This window comes from Mesorhizobium sp. M6A.T.Cr.TU.016.01.1.1 (assembly GCF_003952585.1).
In the GTDB taxonomy this organism is placed as follows: domain Bacteria; phylum Pseudomonadota; class Alphaproteobacteria; order Rhizobiales; family Rhizobiaceae; genus Mesorhizobium; species Mesorhizobium mediterraneum.
In genome coordinates, this window is record NZ_CP034452.1 from 6,209,077 (window position 1) to 6,224,087 (window position 15,011).

General features: G+C 61.2%; 20 protein-coding genes. 13 read left to right on the plus strand and 7 right to left on the minus strand.

What is annotated here, in order from left to right:
• Positions 1-134: 134 nt before the first annotated feature.
• Complete coding sequence (locus EJ075_RS30095; protein ID WP_095489682.1) at positions 135-683, plus strand: alpha/beta hydrolase; 549 nt, start codon at positions 135-137, stop codon at positions 681-683.
• Here EJ075_RS30095 and EJ075_RS30100 read toward each other — a convergent pair.
• Both EJ075_RS30100 and EJ075_RS30105 read right to left on the minus strand, forming a co-directional pair.
• Positions 680-1,453, minus strand: coding sequence for an HpcH/HpaI aldolase/citrate lyase family protein (locus tag EJ075_RS30100; RefSeq protein WP_126106799.1), 774 nt, complete (start codon positions 1,451-1,453; stop codon positions 680-682). The genes EJ075_RS30095 and EJ075_RS30100 overlap by 4 nt on opposite strands.
• 120 nt (positions 1,454-1,573) lie before the next feature.
• Positions 1,574-1,894: a DUF1476 domain-containing protein gene (locus tag EJ075_RS30105; RefSeq protein ID WP_095489563.1), complete on the minus strand. Its 321-nt coding sequence runs from the start codon at positions 1,892-1,894 to the stop codon at positions 1,574-1,576.
• Between the two features lie 274 nt (positions 1,895-2,168).
• Between EJ075_RS30105 and purC the strand changes: the two genes are divergently transcribed.
• From purC to EJ075_RS30135, 6 genes are read left to right on the plus strand one after another with little or no spacing between them, the layout of a single operon-like run.
• Complete coding sequence (gene purC, locus EJ075_RS30110; RefSeq protein ID WP_023674725.1) at positions 2,169-2,963, plus strand: phosphoribosylaminoimidazolesuccinocarboxamide synthase; 795 nt, start codon at positions 2,169-2,171, stop codon at positions 2,961-2,963.
• A gap of 41 nt (positions 2,964-3,004) precedes the next feature.
• Positions 3,005-3,247, plus strand: a complete 243-nt coding sequence (gene purS, locus EJ075_RS30115; protein ID WP_126107512.1) for a phosphoribosylformylglycinamidine synthase subunit PurS — start codon at positions 3,005-3,007, stop codon at positions 3,245-3,247.
• Positions 3,248-3,265: 18 nt separating this feature from the next.
• A complete protein-coding gene (locus tag EJ075_RS30120) occupies positions 3,266-3,520 on the plus strand; it encodes a hypothetical protein (RefSeq protein ID WP_126106800.1) in 255 nt (84 codons plus the stop codon).
• Positions 3,517-4,185, plus strand: coding sequence for a phosphoribosylformylglycinamidine synthase subunit PurQ (gene purQ / locus EJ075_RS30125; RefSeq protein WP_126106801.1), 669 nt, complete (start codon positions 3,517-3,519; stop codon positions 4,183-4,185). Before EJ075_RS30120 ends, purQ begins: the two co-directional genes overlap by 4 nt.
• Positions 4,186-4,231: 46 nt before the next feature.
• Entirely contained in the window at positions 4,232-4,648 is a 417-nt protein-coding gene (locus EJ075_RS30130; RefSeq protein ID WP_095489565.1) for a hypothetical protein, read from the plus strand.
• A gap of 4 nt (positions 4,649-4,652) precedes the next feature.
• Complete coding sequence (locus tag EJ075_RS30135; protein ID WP_126106802.1) at positions 4,653-5,315, plus strand: Pr6Pr family membrane protein; 663 nt, start codon at positions 4,653-4,655, stop codon at positions 5,313-5,315.
• A 10-nt stretch (positions 5,316-5,325) separates the two neighbouring features.
• On the opposite strand, the gene EJ075_RS30140 is transcribed toward EJ075_RS30135, so the two are convergent.
• A complete protein-coding gene (locus EJ075_RS30140; protein WP_095489567.1) occupies positions 5,326-5,571 on the minus strand; it encodes a DUF1127 domain-containing protein in 246 nt (81 codons plus the stop codon).
• Between the two features lie 93 nt (positions 5,572-5,664).
• On the opposite strand from EJ075_RS30140, the gene EJ075_RS30145 reads away from it, so the two are divergent.
• The 4 genes from EJ075_RS30145 (at position 5,665) to EJ075_RS30160 (ending at position 10,557) form a co-directional block, all read left to right on the plus strand.
• Positions 5,665-7,080 (plus strand): PLP-dependent aminotransferase family protein, encoded by a 1,416-nt coding sequence (locus EJ075_RS30145; RefSeq protein WP_126106803.1) that lies wholly within the window; start codon positions 5,665-5,667, stop codon positions 7,078-7,080.
• Positions 7,081-7,228: 148 nt separating this feature from the next.
• Positions 7,229-9,469: a phosphoribosylformylglycinamidine synthase subunit PurL gene (gene purL / locus EJ075_RS30150; protein ID WP_126106804.1), complete on the plus strand. Its 2,241-nt coding sequence runs from the start codon at positions 7,229-7,231 to the stop codon at positions 9,467-9,469.
• An 86-nt stretch (positions 9,470-9,555) separates the two neighbouring features.
• Positions 9,556-9,789, plus strand: a complete 234-nt coding sequence (locus tag EJ075_RS30155) for a BolA family transcriptional regulator (RefSeq protein WP_023674714.1) — start codon at positions 9,556-9,558, stop codon at positions 9,787-9,789.
• Between the two features lie 30 nt (positions 9,790-9,819).
• A complete protein-coding gene (locus tag EJ075_RS30160) occupies positions 9,820-10,557 on the plus strand; it encodes a class I SAM-dependent methyltransferase (RefSeq protein ID WP_126106805.1) in 738 nt (245 codons plus the stop codon).
• Positions 10,558-10,565: 8 nt separating this feature from the next.
• On the opposite strand, the gene EJ075_RS30165 is transcribed toward EJ075_RS30160, so the two are convergent.
• Positions 10,566-11,360 carry a phosphodiester glycosidase family protein gene (locus EJ075_RS30165; protein WP_126106806.1) on the minus strand — a complete coding sequence of 265 codons (795 nt, stop codon included), beginning with the start codon at positions 11,358-11,360 and terminating at the stop codon, positions 10,566-10,568.
• A gap of 164 nt (positions 11,361-11,524) precedes the next feature.
• On the opposite strand from EJ075_RS30165, the gene grxD reads away from it, so the two are divergent.
• A complete protein-coding gene (gene grxD, locus EJ075_RS30170) occupies positions 11,525-11,860 on the plus strand; it encodes a Grx4 family monothiol glutaredoxin (protein ID WP_029353656.1) in 336 nt (111 codons plus the stop codon).
• 173 nt (positions 11,861-12,033) lie between these two features.
• Positions 12,034-13,278, plus strand: coding sequence for a multidrug effflux MFS transporter (locus EJ075_RS30175; protein WP_095489572.1), 1,245 nt, complete (start codon positions 12,034-12,036; stop codon positions 13,276-13,278).
• Positions 13,279-13,325: 47 nt separating this feature from the next.
• On the opposite strand, the gene EJ075_RS30180 is transcribed toward EJ075_RS30175, so the two are convergent.
• The 3 genes from EJ075_RS30180 to EJ075_RS30190 all read right to left on the minus strand — a co-directional run bounded on the left by EJ075_RS30180 (position 13,326) and on the right by EJ075_RS30190 (position 14,964).
• Positions 13,326-13,775 carry an OsmC family protein gene (locus EJ075_RS30180; RefSeq protein WP_185928224.1) on the minus strand — a complete coding sequence of 150 codons (450 nt, stop codon included), beginning with the start codon at positions 13,773-13,775 and terminating at the stop codon, positions 13,326-13,328.
• Positions 13,772-14,437, minus strand: a complete 666-nt coding sequence (locus EJ075_RS30185) for a GntR family transcriptional regulator (protein ID WP_245458046.1) — start codon at positions 14,435-14,437, stop codon at positions 13,772-13,774. The genes EJ075_RS30180 and EJ075_RS30185 overlap by 4 nt, the downstream gene beginning before the upstream one ends.
• 119 nt (positions 14,438-14,556) lie before the next feature.
• Positions 14,557-14,964, minus strand: a complete 408-nt coding sequence (locus EJ075_RS30190; protein ID WP_126106807.1) for a hypothetical protein — start codon at positions 14,962-14,964, stop codon at positions 14,557-14,559.
• Positions 14,965-15,011 lie beyond the last annotated feature (47 nt).

Here is a 15,011-nt window from a genome sequence, read left to right on the forward strand (position 1 = left end):
CTTTCTCGACGACAGATCGTCGATCGCGATCGTTCACACAAGATGGCAAGAAGCGAACATGGTGTTCACCATTTTGATCGCCAGGCCGGCTCGACACGGTTGCGCGAAGCAACGGTGCTCGCTACATGCGCGCCATGAAAGTCAGAGATGCAGATATTCTCATCGTGCCGGGGTATACCAATTCCGGTCCCGACCATTGGCAGAGCCGCTGGCAATCGAAATTGTCGACGGCACGCCGCGTCGAGCAGGCAGAATGGTCGAAGCCAGTGCGCCAGGACTGGACGGCGAGCGTGGCGAAGGCGGTTAACGAGGCCGAGCGGCCGGTCGTCATCGTCGCGCATTCGCTTGGGGTCGCGGCCGCAATCCAGGCAATGCCGCAGTTCCAGCGCCCGGTCGCCGGAGCCTTCTTCGTGGCGCCGCCCGACGTCGCCAATCCCAAGATAAAGCCCAGGCACCTGATGACCTTCGGCCCCTACCCGCGCGAACCGCTGGCATTCCCTTCGGTGGTGATCGCCAGCCGCAACGACCCGTTCTGCGCGTTCGGCGTCGCCGAGGACATTGCCGGCGCCTGGGGCTCGCTGTTCATCGACGCCGGCGATGCCGGACATCTCAATGCGGATTCCGGTTTCGGGCCGTGGCCCGAAGGATCGATGACTTTTGCGAAATTCCTGACGGATCTTTAGGACCCGATCGAGTCCCTTACGCTCTTCAGCAGGGTTTTTGCTCCCAGACCGATCAGCGCATGCTCGGAGCCCATGGCCAGCAACCGATAGCCCATCGACACCACACGGCCGGCGATTGCCGGCTCGACGACGTAGATCGCGGCATGCTTGCCGGCTTTGCGTGTCCGCTCGGCGATCGAGGCGACGGTCTCCATCATGCTTTCGAGCGTCGAGTTGACGGTGGCGCCGTTCGACCAGGCAATCGAGAAATCCGATGGGCCGAGGAAGATGCCGTCGATACCCGGCGTGTCGAGGATGCCGTCGAGCGCATCGAGGGCGGCGCGCGTCTCGACCATCGCGAAAGCCATGGTGCGCTCGTTGCTTTCGCGCAGCCAGTCGGCGTAGTCCCCCTTGCCGTGACGCGGAAAGGCATAGGTTGGACCCCAGGAGCGCTCGCCGAGCGGCGGGTATTTCATAGCGGCGGCAAACAGCTTGGCGTCCGCCACAGAATTCACCATCGGCGCAATTACCGCCTCAGCGCCGAAATCGAGTGCGCGGCTGGCCATGTCGAAGCGGCCGACCGGAATGCGCACCAGCGCCGGTTTGTTGGCGGCCAGCACCGGCCCAAGGCCGCGCAGCACACTGTCCTCGTGATGCCCGCCATGCTGCATGTCGAGCGTGACGGCATCGAAACCCTGTCGGGCAAGAATCTCGACCGTAAGGGCATCAGGCACGCCGGACCATGCGGTGCACAACGTTTCATCGGCCGCAAGGCGTGACTTCAGGGACATAGGCGGTTTCCTCTTTGGTTGCAGCAATTCAGCCGGAAATGGCTGCAAAGGCAAAGAAAAACCGCCCGGTCCACCCGGGCGGTCGATTGGTCCAGCAGGTCGATTTGGCTCAGAGAGAGATCAGGTGTTCTTGATCTGTTCAATCGCCTGCGCCATCAGATCGTCCATGGTGCGGCGAATCTGGTGGTCCGACTGGTCGACCCCGGCTTCGTCGAAATCCTTGCGGATCTTGCGGAAAACGTCGTGATCGCCAGCCTCCTCGATGTCGGCGACCACGACCTGCTTGGCATAGGCTTCGGCATCGGGTCCGGACTTGCCCAACTTTTCGGCGGCCCACAGGCCGAGCGCCTTGTTGCGGCGCGCCGAAGCCTTGAACCGAAGCTCCTCGTCGAATGCGAATTTGCGCTCGAAACCCTCTTCGCGGTCTTTCATATCGATCATGGCATCCCTCCGGTCAAATCCGATTCGCTGGCGGTTGAATATGTGTTGCCGAAGCACAAACCAAAAGGCCGCGGGCCGGTCAATATGCTACATCACTTGCTGCGCTGCGGCATTTCATTCCGGAAAGCGGTTGATTGAAAGGATTTGCCGATTGAGCAAACAGTGCGATTGGGATAGACACCGGCATTGAACCCCTACCGTTGCCGCACTAATTTAGGCAGACGGACAGGAACTGGTCGTTTGCCGCCTGCCCGGAAATCCAGAGAAAAATCAGATGAAAAATCGCCGCCGCATTTATGAAGGCAAGGCCAAGATCCTCTATGAGGGACCTGAGCCGGGAACGCTGATCCAGTTCTTCAAGGATGACGCGACCGCTTTCAACAAGAAGAAGCACGAAATCGTCGATGGCAAGGGCGTGCTCAACAACCGCATTTCCGAGCATATCTTCAACCATCTCAACCGGATGGGCATTCCGACCCACTTCATCCGCCGGCTCAACATGCGCGAGCAGCTGATCAAGGAAGTCGAGATCATTCCGCTCGAGGTGGTCGTCCGCAACGTCGCCGCCGGTTCGCTGGCCAAGCGTCTCGGCATCGAGGAAGGCACGGTGCTGCCGCGCTCGATCATCGAATTCTATTACAAGGCCGACGCGCTCGACGATCCGATGGTGTCTGAAGAGCACATCACCGCTTTCGGTTGGGCGAGCCCTCAGGAGATCGACGACGTCATGGCGCTGGCCATCCGCGTCAACGACTTCCTCTCCGGCTTGTTCATGGGCGTCGGCATCCAACTCGTCGACTTCAAGATCGAGTGCGGCCGCCTGTTCGAAGGCGACATGATGCGCATCGTCGTTGCTGACGAGATCTCGCCGGACTCGTGCCGTCTGTGGGACGTGGCGACGCAGGACAAGCTCGACAAGGATCGTTTCCGCCGCGACATGGGCGGATTGGTCGAAGCCTATCAGGAAGTCGCCCGCCGCCTCGGCATCATGAACGAGAACGAGCCGCCGCGTCCCGCCGGACCAGTGCTCGTCGCCTCGACCGATGGCGTCAAAGGCAAGCCCCACTGAGATTTTTGCCGCTCAACACTTTGAACAGGAGCATGTCCAGCGTGATCAAGGCCCGCATTACCGTCACTCTCAAGAACGGCGTGCTCGACCCGCAAGGCAAGGCGATCGAACATGCGCTGTCCGGGATGGGCTTTGACGGCGTCGGCCAGGTGCGGCAGGGCAAGGTCTTCGACGTCGAGCTTTCGGAGAGCGACAAGGCCAAGGCCGAGGCCGATCTCAAGGCGATGTGCGACAAGCTTCTGGCGAATACGGTGATTGAGAACTATAGTGTGGCCATTACCTGAGGTTGTGCCGGAGGGCAGATGACCGAGATTGATGGAAGCTTGATATTTGAAGTCCTCAAGTCCATTCAGTCGCGGCTGGACAGGATGGATTTGACGCTCGGGGAGGTAAAGTCCGAGCTCGGCTCTATCCGCGGCCACCTCATCGCCACCGAGGGTGACGTGAAGAACATCTATGGCGTGCTGGCTCGCCAGGACGAGCGCCTGGAACATATTGAACGTCGCCTAGACCTGCGCGAACTTGCCGAAGCCCAGAGGCCTTACGAACCAAAATGAAATCAGCCGTCGTCCTCCTGCCTGGCCTCAACCGCGACCGCGACATGATTGCGGCGCTGACCAAGATTTCGGGAACGCCACCGGTCACGGTTTGGCAGACCGACACCGAAATCCCCGATGTCGACCTGATCACCATCCCCGGCGGCTTTTCCTTCGGCGATTATCTGCGCTGCGGTGCCATCGCCGCGCGCATGCCTGTGATGCGGGCGGTGGCTGAAAAAGCAGCCAAGGGCGTCATGGTCATCGGCGTCTGCAACGGCTTCCAGATCCTGGTCGAGGCCGGCCTTTTGCCGGGCGCCTTGATGCGCAACACGTCGCTGAAATTCGTCTGCCGGCAAGTCAAGCTGCAGATCGCCAACGCCAACACCATGTTCACCCGCCGCTATCAGCCGGGCCAGATCATCCGCTCGCCGGTGGCGCATCACGACGGCAATTATTTTGCCGACGACGAGACGCTTCGCAGGCTCGAAGGCGAAGGCCAGGTCGTTTTTCGCTATGCCGAAGGCACCAATCCCAACGGCTCGATCAACGACATTGCCGGCATCATCAACGGCCAGGGCAATGTGCTCGGCCTGATGCCGCATCCCGAGAACCTGATCGAAGCGGCACATGGCGGCAGCGACGGCCGGGCACTATTCGAAAGTGCCCTCGGCATCGCCGCTTGATATCTCCAGCATTCATCCTTTTCCCGAACTCGAAATAGGGCGCCGCATGAGCCTGAGACAGACGATCGCCCGCCTCGCTCTCGTCGCCACCGCCGGCCTTGTGCTCGCCTCCTGCCAATCGAAGCCGAAGAACGCGCCGGCACCTTCGGGCAAGAGCGCGTCGCTGCTTGCCATGGAACAGGTGGCGATCGCCGCCCACAAATGCTGGATCGCCAACAAGGATCCTGCCTTCAAGCCCTATCAGATGGCCAACGAGCTGAATTCGTTCACCGGCACGCCGCGCTTCCTGCTAGTCCCGGTCAAACACTATGGCGGAAAGCCGTTGCTGGTCGTGCAGGCGCAAGGCAATTCACGCCGCATCGACGTCTACGGTCCGCTGATGGACGAGCCGCTCGGTGCACGCATCGGCTCGGACATCGCGCGCTGGCAGACAGGCAACCCGGCCTGCGGTACGGCGGCGTAGCGTCATGGCCCGCTTGCTGCAGATAGCGGGTCTGGTCATAGGTCTGGCCGGGCTTGTCCTGCAAATCTGCATAACCGTTCCGGCGTCGATGGAAGCCGGCCGCAGTTTTGTTGGCTCGCTGGTCTTCTATTTCAGCTTCTTCACCATCCTGACCAATATCGGCGCCGTGCTCGTGCATGTTTCGCTGCTGTCACCCGGTGGCTACGCCTGGTTCCCAGCCTTTGCCGGGCCGCGGACACGGGCCGGCGTAGCGGTTGCCATAACGCTGGTCTTCATCGTCTATGCCACGGTCCTGGCGCAGCTTTGGCAGCCGCAGGGCCTGTTCCTGCTCTGCGATGTCCTGCTGCACTATGTGACGCCGGTGCTGTTCGTGCTGTGGTGGCTTGTGGCAGGCGCCGATGGCTCGACGCGGTGGCGCGACATCTCCTGGTGGATGATCTATCCGGTCGCCTATTTGGCCTATGCACTGGCGCGGGCGCCGATATCGGGCGAAGTGCCCTACCCGTTCCTCGATGTCGCCAAGAACGGCGCGGCCAGCGTCGCCGTCTCGGCGCTCGGCATCACCGGGCTTTTTCTCGCGCTGTGCGTAGTCGCCGTGCTTGCCGATCACGGCATCTCGCGGATGAGGAGCCCTGGCGTCCATCAAGGTACGAAAACGGCTTCCTGAGACCTTCTTTTCAGTCCCAGAACGGCCGCAGACCCTCACGGTGGGCATCGCAGCGCGAGACGCCGATATCCTTGAGCTGATCGTCGGTCATCTCCAGCAATATCAGCCGGCTGCGCCGGCGATCGACCATGGTGTCGATCCACTTGAAGAGCGACCTGACCACGCGGACGAGACGATTGACATAGGTCCTCCGACCTGATGGCCGCGCAGTCCGTAACTCAGCTTCCGCATAGCGAATTGTGCCGATTGTATCCATTGCTTTTCCGCCAATATCTGCGATTGTACCCTTTTTGCCAGACGCTTCATATGTATTGACCCATATTTCGGCGCAATATAGAAAATTGTTACCATGACAAGTTGGCTTCCAGATCTCACCACAGGCACCGGCCCGCTCTATCAGCGGTTGGCGGATTCCATTGAAACGGACATTGATCGGGGCGTGATCGATGCAGGGACAAAACTGCCGCCGCAACGGGATCTGGCATACGATATCGGCACGACCGTCGGCACCGTCGGCAGGGCCTATCAGCTGCTGCGGGAGCGCGGATTGGTCAGCGGCGAAGTTGGGCGCGGAACCTATGTCCTGACGCAGCGCCTGGATGTCGCGAAGCCGGATTTCCTGGAACCTGTCGAGCAAGGCACGCGCTACTACTTCGATGCGCCTCGCGACAAACTGCGCCTCGACAGCACGGCCGCGCCCGACACTGGCCAGGGCGCCATTGTCGCCGATGTGCTTTCGCGCACAACGCAGGACTATCCGCACGAGATTTCAAGCTACACGCGCGATTTCCCGGACCGCTGGTTTGAGGCAGGCAGAAGCTGGCTGTCGCGCAATTCCTTTCGCCCGACCGCGGATACCATCGTTCCGACGCTCGGCACCCATGCCGCGGTGATGGCAGCAATTGCGGGGCTCACCACTCCCGGCGACTATGTTGTCTTCGAGCACCTCACCTACTCGCAGATTTCCCGCAGCGCCGGCCTGATCGGGCGCCGGACCGCACTGGTGGCGGCGGACGACGAAGGCATCGATCCCGATGATTTCGAGCGCGTCTGTGCGCAAAAACATCCGAAAATAATGTTCCTGATGCCGACGGCCAAGAACCCGACATTGGTGACGCTGTCGGCAACGCGCCGCGAGGCCATCGCGCGCGTCGCCCGTCAATACAATGTCGTCCTGATTGAGGATGATCTCTATGGCGGCATGACAGACGACCCAACACCATTGCTCGCCGAATATGCGCCGGAACGGACAATCGTTGCCGGCGGCCTGTCGAAATCGGTCGCGGCGGGTGTTCGTAGCGGCTGGCTAGCCTGCCCGCCGGCCTATCGCCACCGCATCAGGGTCGCCCACAAGATGATGACCGGCGGCCTCGCCTTCCTGCTGGCAGAGGTGGGCAGCCGGCTGGTGCTGTCCGGCCAGGCCAGCGAGATGCGCAAACGCAGCATTGCCGAAATCAGCGCGCGCATAGGGATCGTTCGCGAGACACTCGACGGCTTCGACTTCAAGGCGTTGGATAACGTGCCGTTCGTTTGGCTCACTTTGCCCGATCCATGGCTTTCCGGCACCTTCAAGCAAGCCTGCCTCGAGCATGGCGTGCTGATCGACGATGAGGACGAGTTCAAGGCGGGGCGCTCCGAACAGGTTTTCCATGGCGTCCGCTTTGGCGTGTCGCAGCCCGAACGGCGAGAGGACTTAGCGCATGGTCTCGCGGTGATCAGGCGGCTTCTGGACGAAGGCCGTGCCGGCTACGACAGTTTCTCCTGAACCGGCTTGAAACAGGCGGGTCGAGTGGCGATCTTTCGCTACTTGCTGCCCCTGTGGCTATTCATCGTTTTCGTCGCTTGATGGGGTGTATCGGCTGCAAAGCTTGCGATAAGACGGGACTCGATCCCAAGGATATAAATTTCCGCCCATGACCATTTCCAATTCCGCCCCGATCACTCCGGAACTTATTGCCGCGCACGGGCTGAAGCTCGACGAATATCAGCGCATCCTCGACCTGGTCGGTCGCGAACCGAGCTTCACCGAGCTTGGCATCTTCTCGGCGATGTGGAACGAGCACTGCTCCTACAAATCCTCGAAGAAGTGGCTGCGCACGCTGCCCACCACCGGGCCGCGGGTCATCCAGGGTCCGGGCGAAAATGCCGGTGTGGTCGATATCGGCGACGGCGACTGCGTCGTCTTCAAGATGGAGAGCCACAACCACCCCTCCTATATTGAACCCTATCAGGGGGCGGCGACCGGCGTCGGCGGCATCCTGCGCGATGTCTTCACCATGGGCGCGCGGCCGATCGCAGCGATGAACGCGCTGCGCTTCGGTGCGCCGGACCATCCCAAGACCAAACATCTGGTTGCCGGTGTCGTTTCCGGTGTCGGCGGTTACGGCAATTCCTTCGGCGTGCCGACAGTCGGCGGCGAGGTCAATTTCGACGCGCGCTACAATGGCAATATCCTGGTCAACGCCTTCGCGGCGGGGCTCGCCAAGACCGATGCCATCTTCCTGTCGGAAGCCAAGGGCGTCGGCCTCCCGGTCGTCTATCTCGGCGCCAAGACCGGCCGCGATGGTGTCGGCGGCGCGACCATGGCCTCGGCCGAGTTCGACGACAAGATCGACGAGAAGCGGCCCACCGTTCAGGTCGGTGACCCCTTCACTGAAAAATGCCTGCTCGAAGCCTGCCTCGAGCTGATGGCGTCCGGCGCCGTCATCGCCATCCAGGACATGGGGGCCGCCGGCCTCACCTGCTCGGCGGTCGAAATGGGCGCCAAGGGCGACCTCGGCATCGAGCTCGACCTCGACAAGGTGCCGGTGCGCGAGGAGCGCATGAGCGCCTATGAGATGATGCTGTCGGAGAGCCAGGAGCGCATGCTGATGGTGCTGCGCCCCGAAAAGGAAAAGGAAGCCGAGGCGATCTTCCACAAATGGGGCCTCGACTTCGCCATTGTCGGCAAGACCACCGACGATCTGCGCTTTCGCGTGCTGCACCAGGGCGATGAGGTCGCCAATCTGCCGATCAAGGACCTTGGCGACCAGGCGCCGGAATATGACCGTCCCTGGACCGAGCCGAAGAAGCCGGCGCCCCTGGCAGCCAGCGATGCACCACAAGCGGATGTCGCCGAGGCTTTGCTGAAACTGCTCAGCGGACCCGACCTGTCCTCGCGCCGCTGGGTATGGGAACAATACGACACGCTGATCCAGGGCAATTCGCTGCAGCTTCCGGGCGGCGATGCCGGCGTGGTGCGTGTCGACGGTCATCCGACCAAGGCGCTCGCCTTCTCCTCCGACGTGACGCCGCGCTATTGCGAGGCCGACCCTTACGAGGGCGGCAAGCAGGCGGTGGCCGAATGCTGGCGCAACCTTACCGCCACCGGCGCCCTGCCGCTTGCCGCGACCGACAACCTGAATTTCGGCAATCCGGAACGGCCCGAGATCATGGGCCAATTGGTCGGCGCCGTGAAAGGCATCGGCGACGCCTGCCGCGCGCTCGGCTTTCCGATCGTCTCCGGCAATGTCTCGCTCTACAACGAAACCAACGGGCAAGGCATCTTGCCGACGCCGACCATCGGCGGCGTTGGGCTGATCGCCGACTGGTCCAAAATGACGCGGATCGGCTTTGCCGCCGAGGGCCAGATGATCCTACTGGTCGGCGCGCCGTCCATGTGGGGAACGCATCTCGCCCAATCGGCCTATATGCGCGACATCCATGGCCGCACCGACGGCCCGCCGCCGCCGGTCGACCTCGACCATGAAAAGCGCGTCGGCGACCATGTACGCGCCCTGATCGCCTCCGGCGTCGTTACCGCAGCACACGATGTCTCCGACGGCGGCATTGCGGTCGCGCTGGCTGAGATGGCGATGGCGTCCGGTATCGGCGCGACCGTCCCCGGCCTGGTCGGGACCGATCCGATCCCGGTCTGGTTCGGCGAGGATCAAGGCCGCTACCTCTTGACGCTGTCGATCGATCCGCAGAGCAAGGAATGGGACGCTATTCGCGAAGAGCAGAGCAAGCTCGGTATCTTCGCGCCGTGGATCGGCTCGACCGGCGGTAGTGACCTGAAACTCGGCGAGGCACGGGCGATCCCTGTCGGTGAATTGACCGCTGCCCACGAATCCTGGTTTCCTCGCTTCATGGCAAATGAGGTCGTGGACCCGTGATATGATCGAGTGGGGCCGTTTCGGTGTGGTTCATCCGCCATTTCGATCATATCTATGAGATCACGACCTGAACAAGGAATCCTCGCATGGCAATGGACGCGCACGACATCGAACGGCTGATCAAGGAAGGCATTCCGGACGCCAAGGTGACGATTCGCGACCTGGCTGGCGACGGCGACCACTATGCGGCCGAGGTGGTGGCCGAGAGCTTTCGCGGAAAAAGCCGCGTCCAGCAGCATCAGATGGTCTATGACGCACTGAAGGGCAATATGGGCGGCGTGCTGCATGCGCTCGCCCTGCAGACCAGCGTGCCGGACTGAACCAAGCGCGCGGCAAGAAGCCTTTTTCTCATGGTCAAAGCAAGCGACAGCAAGCCGGTTGCGGTCGATGCCTATGCCTCCTTCGCGAAGCGCTACGATGCGCTCGCACCGAGCAAGCCGCACAACGCCCTTTATGAACGTCCGGCCTCGTTCGAATTGCTGGGCGAGGTTACCGGACTGGACATATTGGACGCGGGTTGCGGCTCTGGCATCTGCTCGGAAAAACTGGCTCGCTCAGGTGCGCGGGTAAGTGCCTTCGACATCACGCCGGAAATGCTGGCCTTGGCGCGCGAGCGCTGCGCGGGACTGGATGTCGATATCCGGCTCGGCGATCTCGAAAAGCCTCTCGACTGGCTCGCAGACGGCAGTTTCGACCGTATAATTTGCTCGCTGGCGCTCGATTATGTCGAACGGCTGACGCCGGTATTCGCCGAGTTTCATCGCGTTGCCAGGCCTGGAGGCAAATTGGTTTTCTCGATGGGCCACCCGATGCGCGACTGGCAGGACGAGCGCACGCACGGAGCGAAAACCTATTTTGAAACCAACCGCTGGGGTATGCATTGGGGCGGCTTTGGTGAGCCCAACCCCTATGTCGAGTCCTATCGCAGACCGCTCAGTGATATCCTCAATGGCCTTGCCGGCGCAGGCTGGACGCTCGACCGTTTCGTCGAGCCGCTTCCGGTGCCGGAGATGGAAGCGGTCGATCCCAGGCATTTTGCCGAACTGAGTATGGCGCCGGCATTCATATGCGTACGCGCATACAAATAAATGTGCCGTCACCTTTTCGCTGAGACGGCAATGATCGGCCCTGCCGGATAGCTTCCGCCGACGATCATCCTCTCGCCATTCGACAGCGCCGAGACTACGCCGTCGAAGAAAAGCGCGTTGGGGCAATCTAGCTCGTCGCGGAACAGGCGTGCAAAGCTGCCGAGACTGACTTGCGAGCGTGAGATCGCCAGCACCACCGTGTTTTCGTCATGCACGCCGACGCCGTTGCGGATGTAACGCGACGTGCCGTTCGCCTCGAAGCGGGGATGGAGCCGGCTGTCGATCACCAGCATCGGGCCGGACTGCGTGGCGAACGCCACGTCCGGCTTTGCGGCGGCATAGGCGTTCGTTTCCATGATCGCCGCCTTGCCGTCCTTGCGGATCAGGAACACGCCGTTTGGCTTCAGGAAGAAATTGCCTTCGCCATCAGCGAGGTTGAGCGGCGTCATCTCGCGACCATTTTCGACGAGAAGGCCGACGGGCGCCAGATCCTCATGGTACATGCCCGCGTTCATGGCGAGCAGCACCGGCCTGCCCTCGCCCGACATCGCCTTGTCGAATTTCTCCAGCGAGCCGAAGGCCTTGCCGTCGTCGCCGGCGTGGAAGACAGCGACGTCGTAGCTGCGAAGATCGATCTCGCAGACGATGTAGGGAACCGCCTCGAAGCTGAAATCCCGGCATGGTCCGGGCAGTTCGCCGCCGACGGTGACAGACGGGTGCTCCGACGGCCTGAACCACCAGGTCAAGGCCAGTGCGACAAGCAGAACACCAATCAGGATCGCCGCGCTATGTCGCCTTTTCATCGCTTCCCGGGGAAATAGCTGGCCGATGCTCTTGGCCCAATATCAGGCCATCCTTTGCGCCATTTGCGTGACGAGGCGGCAAACGTCTTGTTTCAGGCAACCTATGGGTTTATTTGAAAGGGTATGTTTCGAGCCCGACTCCCGCGGGCATGAAAGGATTCTCTATGAGCGGTATCAACGACTACATCGACAGCGAAGTGAAGGGCAACGACGTCGTCCTTTTCATGAAGGGCACGCCCGGTTTCCCGCAATGCGGGTTTTCTGGTCAAGTCGTGCAGATCCTCGACTACATCGGGGCCGACTACAAGGGCGTGGACGTGCTGACCTCGGCCGAGCTGCGGCAAGGTATCAAGGAATACTCCAACTGGCCGACCATCCCTCAGCTCTACGTCAAGGGTGAGTTCGTTGGCGGCTGCGACATCATCCGCGAGATGTTCCAGGCGGGCGAGCTGCAGACGTTCCTCGTCGAAAAGGGCGTGAGCGTCAAAGGCGCCGCCTGAATTCTGTTTGCGCATGATCCTTTCCGAAAATCGATTCCGATTTTCGGGGTCATGCGCTAAACGCCGGGCCAGCCCCCACCTCGGTAAACTGACTACCTCCCCGCTATCGGGGCACAAGACGAATGAATGCGCCGGCGCGCCGGCGCTTTTTCGTTTGAAGATCGGACTTTGCCGTGGATCAGCATGCACAAGCGCCGCAACAGGCAAGCACCTTGCCTATTCCGCGCTGGGAATTCATCGCACTGTGCGCGGCATTGATGGCGCTCAACTCGCTGGCCATCGACATCATGCTGCCGGCGCTGCAGCAAATCGGCGCCTCGCTGGGCGTGGAGAATGAAAACCACCGCCAATATGTGATTGCCGCCTATATTCTGGGCTTTGGCGGCGGGCAGCTTTTCTTCGGACCGATCTCGGACCGTTTTGGACGCCGTGCTCCACTCGTCGTCGGACTGGTGATCTATGTCGCAGCGGCGGCTGCCGCGGCTATCGCCCCGTCATTCGCTATTCTTCTTCTGTGCAGGCTGGTGCAAGGCATTGGTGCGGCCGCCACACGCGTCATCGCCGTCTCGATCGTGCGCGACACTTTCGAAGGCCGACGCATGGCTGAGGTGATGTCGCTGATCTTCATGGTGTTCATGGCCATTCCGGTGGTAGCGCCAGGCATCGGTCAGTTCATCATGCTGTTTGCTTCCTGGCACTGGATCTTCATCACCATGGCGGCAGGCGCGCTGATCGTCTCGGCCTGGTCGCTGCTGCGGCTGCCGGAAACGCTGCATCCCGAATATCGCCGGCCGCTGACGGCATCATCCGTCCTTGGCGGTTTCCGCATCGTGCTGACCAATCGCATCGCGCTCTGCTACGCCTTTGCCAGCACCTTCATCTTCGCCGCCATGTTCGGCTTCATCGCCTCGGCACAGCAGATCTACGTCGACGTGTTCAAAGTCGGCGAGATGTTTCCCGTCATCTTTGCCGGGGTCGCGGCGGTGCTCGCCTTCTCCAACTATCTGAACTCGCGCCTCGTCGGCCGTATTGGCATGCGGCGCCTGTCGCAGAGCGCGCTGCTGCTTTTCCTGGTGATCAGCTTTGCGTGGCTGGTGGTGTCACTGGAAATGAAGATGCCGCTCTGGCTCTTCATCACCTTCTTTGCCGGCGCCATGCTCCCGTTCGGCGCGCTGGGCGCGAATTTCAACGCGCTCGCCATGGAGCCGCTCGGCCAACTGGCCGGCACGGCATCGTCCATTCTGGGATTCATGCAGACCTTCCTCGGCGGCCTGCTCGGCACGCTGATCGGCCAAGCCTTCAACGGCACGGTGACGCCCTTGGCCGCCGGATTCTGCAGCGTGTCGCTTGGCGCATTGGTGATGGTGCTGATCGCGGAGCGCGGCAAATTCTTCCAGCCGCAGAACCCGCCGGTCTAGGTTCGAAACCCAATTGTGGTTGTCAATCGCGCCGGTAAATGGATATCTCAGGTGGCTACCTGGATTTCCGTCTTCACGGAATTGGCAATGAAGCACTGTTCATGCGCCGAGTGGTGCAGTTTCGCTTCTGTCGCGGCGGTTGGCGTTTCCCCGGCGTAGACAATAGTCGGATTGAGGTCAACGCGGCTGACTACCAATCGTCCGTCCACCTTCTCCATCATGCCGACCGCCTTGTCGGTATAGCTCTCCACGACGATCCCCCGGGGCGCCGCGATCGAGAGAAAGGTCAACATGTGGCAGCTGGAAATCGCCGCGATGTAAGCCTCCTCTGGATCGACGTTGGCTTCCACTGAATAAGGAAGCGGAACGATATGCGGCGAAGCGGATGCCAGCACCACCTGGCCTCCGTCGAAGCGCCAGATGTGCGCGCGGCTGTAGCGCTTGTCGGTGAATACCGCTCCTTCTCGCTCCCAGTGCACTTCGACGGTCATTTTCATGATGGATCCTTTGTCGGAACGGAAAGAAGTCTTGCAGTCGTCTGGGTCAGATGGCAGCGAAGATGCTGCGCCGCAGCGTCGAAATCGCGCCTCGCACAAGCGGCAACGATCGCCGCGTGTTCCTCGAAGAAATCAATTCGCTCCTGGGCGCCACGCTCTTGGTGAAGGGTTGCCCGCCGGGATTCTCGTCGAAGGTCTCCGATGGTCTTAAGCAATCGAGAATTCGTGCAACCGCTGTACAGGGCTAGGTGAAACTGTTGGTCGAGCTCCAGAATCCGTGACGGATCGTACTCCGCGAACAGCTCGTCATTGAGCCTCTCAGCCTTACGCAAAGCGGAAGGCTGAAGCCCCGGCACCGACTGCTCCAAGGCAGCGACCTCCAAAATAGACCGAACTTCGCAAAGTTCAGTCGCCTCCCGTACTGAGAGGATCGCTACCGCCAGGCTTCGATCGGGACGCCGCACGGCCAAGCCACTCCCAAGTAACCGGTCCAAGGCCTGCCGGACGGGCTGGCGGCTGACCCCGAAACGCTCCGCGATCGATTCCTGCTTGAGAACGGAGCCCGGTGCCAATTCACCTGACTCAATATCGTCTTTGAGTTCGCTAAAGATCGACTTTGGATCCATGGATCCAAAGTACGATGCCCCGGCGAAGTTGGTCAAGCTCTCTATTCACAATAGTCCTCCTGGGATTGCGGCGTCCCGCCCTTTTGCCTCGGCTCAAGAAACGAAATTACCAAGGGCCGTTGCGCCGTGCACTAATGCACATTGCCGGACGCGCTTTAGGATGCACGCCCACTCGCCGCTGTGAAGCGAGGGAACAGCGTGCGCCCTGCGATCGCTCCACCCATGCTGTCCGAAACGGGCAGTGGCAGAGCCTTGTCGAGAGCCTCGAGGACCGAAGCCACGAAGGCCCGGTTGAGTGCGCCATCATTCCCGAGACGGGAGTAAGTGGCGCGAGGCTTGCCGATAAGTGTGCCGTTTCGGCGAATTGAGAACTGCAGCGTCAGGGTCATGCCCGCGGTTCCGGGCGGTGGCTCCCAACAGGCGAAGATCGCGGAGAACATCTCGTTTATGGTGTCGATGGGAGCGGAACTGCGACATGCGCGTTCCTGCGATCTTGCCTCGTTCGGGCCGGCAACCAAGGCGACGACAACGGCCAGTGCGCCAATTGCGGGCCGAGGTTTCATATCGGATCTCCGGTTTCGCGCGAACAAATATAATTAACGAGCTTCGC

What these genes read in the sequence shown, in the direction of transcription:
- EJ075_RS30135 (WP_126106802.1), top strand. Translation starts at nt 4,653, where the DNA reads ATGGCCCGCTTGCTGCAGATAGCGGGTCTGGTCATAGGTCTGGCCGGG.
- purC (WP_023674725.1), top strand. Translation starts at nt 2,169, where the DNA reads ATGAAAAATCGCCGCCGCATTTATGAAGGCAAGGCCAAGATCCTCTAT.
- EJ075_RS30190 (WP_126106807.1), bottom strand. Translation starts at nt 14,964, where the DNA reads ATGAAACCTCGGCCCGCAATTGGCGCACTGGCCGTTGTCGTCGCCTTG.
- EJ075_RS30130 (WP_095489565.1), top strand. Translation starts at nt 4,232, where the DNA reads ATGAGCCTGAGACAGACGATCGCCCGCCTCGCTCTCGTCGCCACCGCC.
- EJ075_RS30140 (WP_095489567.1), bottom strand. Translation starts at nt 5,571, where the DNA reads ATGGATACAATCGGCACAATTCGCTATGCGGAAGCTGAGTTACGGACT.
- EJ075_RS30120 (WP_126106800.1), top strand. Translation starts at nt 3,266, where the DNA reads ATGACCGAGATTGATGGAAGCTTGATATTTGAAGTCCTCAAGTCCATT.
- EJ075_RS30155 (WP_023674714.1), top strand. Translation starts at nt 9,556, where the DNA reads ATGGCAATGGACGCGCACGACATCGAACGGCTGATCAAGGAAGGCATT.
- EJ075_RS30105 (WP_095489563.1), bottom strand. Translation starts at nt 1,894, where the DNA reads ATGATCGATATGAAAGACCGCGAAGAGGGTTTCGAGCGCAAATTCGCA.
- grxD (WP_029353656.1), top strand. Translation starts at nt 11,525, where the DNA reads ATGAGCGGTATCAACGACTACATCGACAGCGAAGTGAAGGGCAACGAC.
- EJ075_RS30100 (WP_126106799.1), bottom strand. Translation starts at nt 1,453, where the DNA reads ATGTCCCTGAAGTCACGCCTTGCGGCCGATGAAACGTTGTGCACCGCA.
- EJ075_RS30180 (WP_185928224.1), bottom strand. Translation starts at nt 13,775, where the DNA reads ATGAAAATGACCGTCGAAGTGCACTGGGAGCGAGAAGGAGCGGTATTC.
- EJ075_RS30165 (WP_126106806.1), bottom strand. Translation starts at nt 11,360, where the DNA reads ATGAAAAGGCGACATAGCGCGGCGATCCTGATTGGTGTTCTGCTTGTC.
- purQ (WP_126106801.1), top strand. Translation starts at nt 3,517, where the DNA reads ATGAAATCAGCCGTCGTCCTCCTGCCTGGCCTCAACCGCGACCGCGAC.
- EJ075_RS30145 (WP_126106803.1), top strand. Translation starts at nt 5,665, where the DNA reads ATGACAAGTTGGCTTCCAGATCTCACCACAGGCACCGGCCCGCTCTAT.
- EJ075_RS30095 (WP_095489682.1), top strand. Translation starts at nt 135, where the DNA reads ATGAAAGTCAGAGATGCAGATATTCTCATCGTGCCGGGGTATACCAAT.
- EJ075_RS30160 (WP_126106805.1), top strand. Translation starts at nt 9,820, where the DNA reads ATGGTCAAAGCAAGCGACAGCAAGCCGGTTGCGGTCGATGCCTATGCC.
- purL (WP_126106804.1), top strand. Translation starts at nt 7,229, where the DNA reads ATGACCATTTCCAATTCCGCCCCGATCACTCCGGAACTTATTGCCGCG.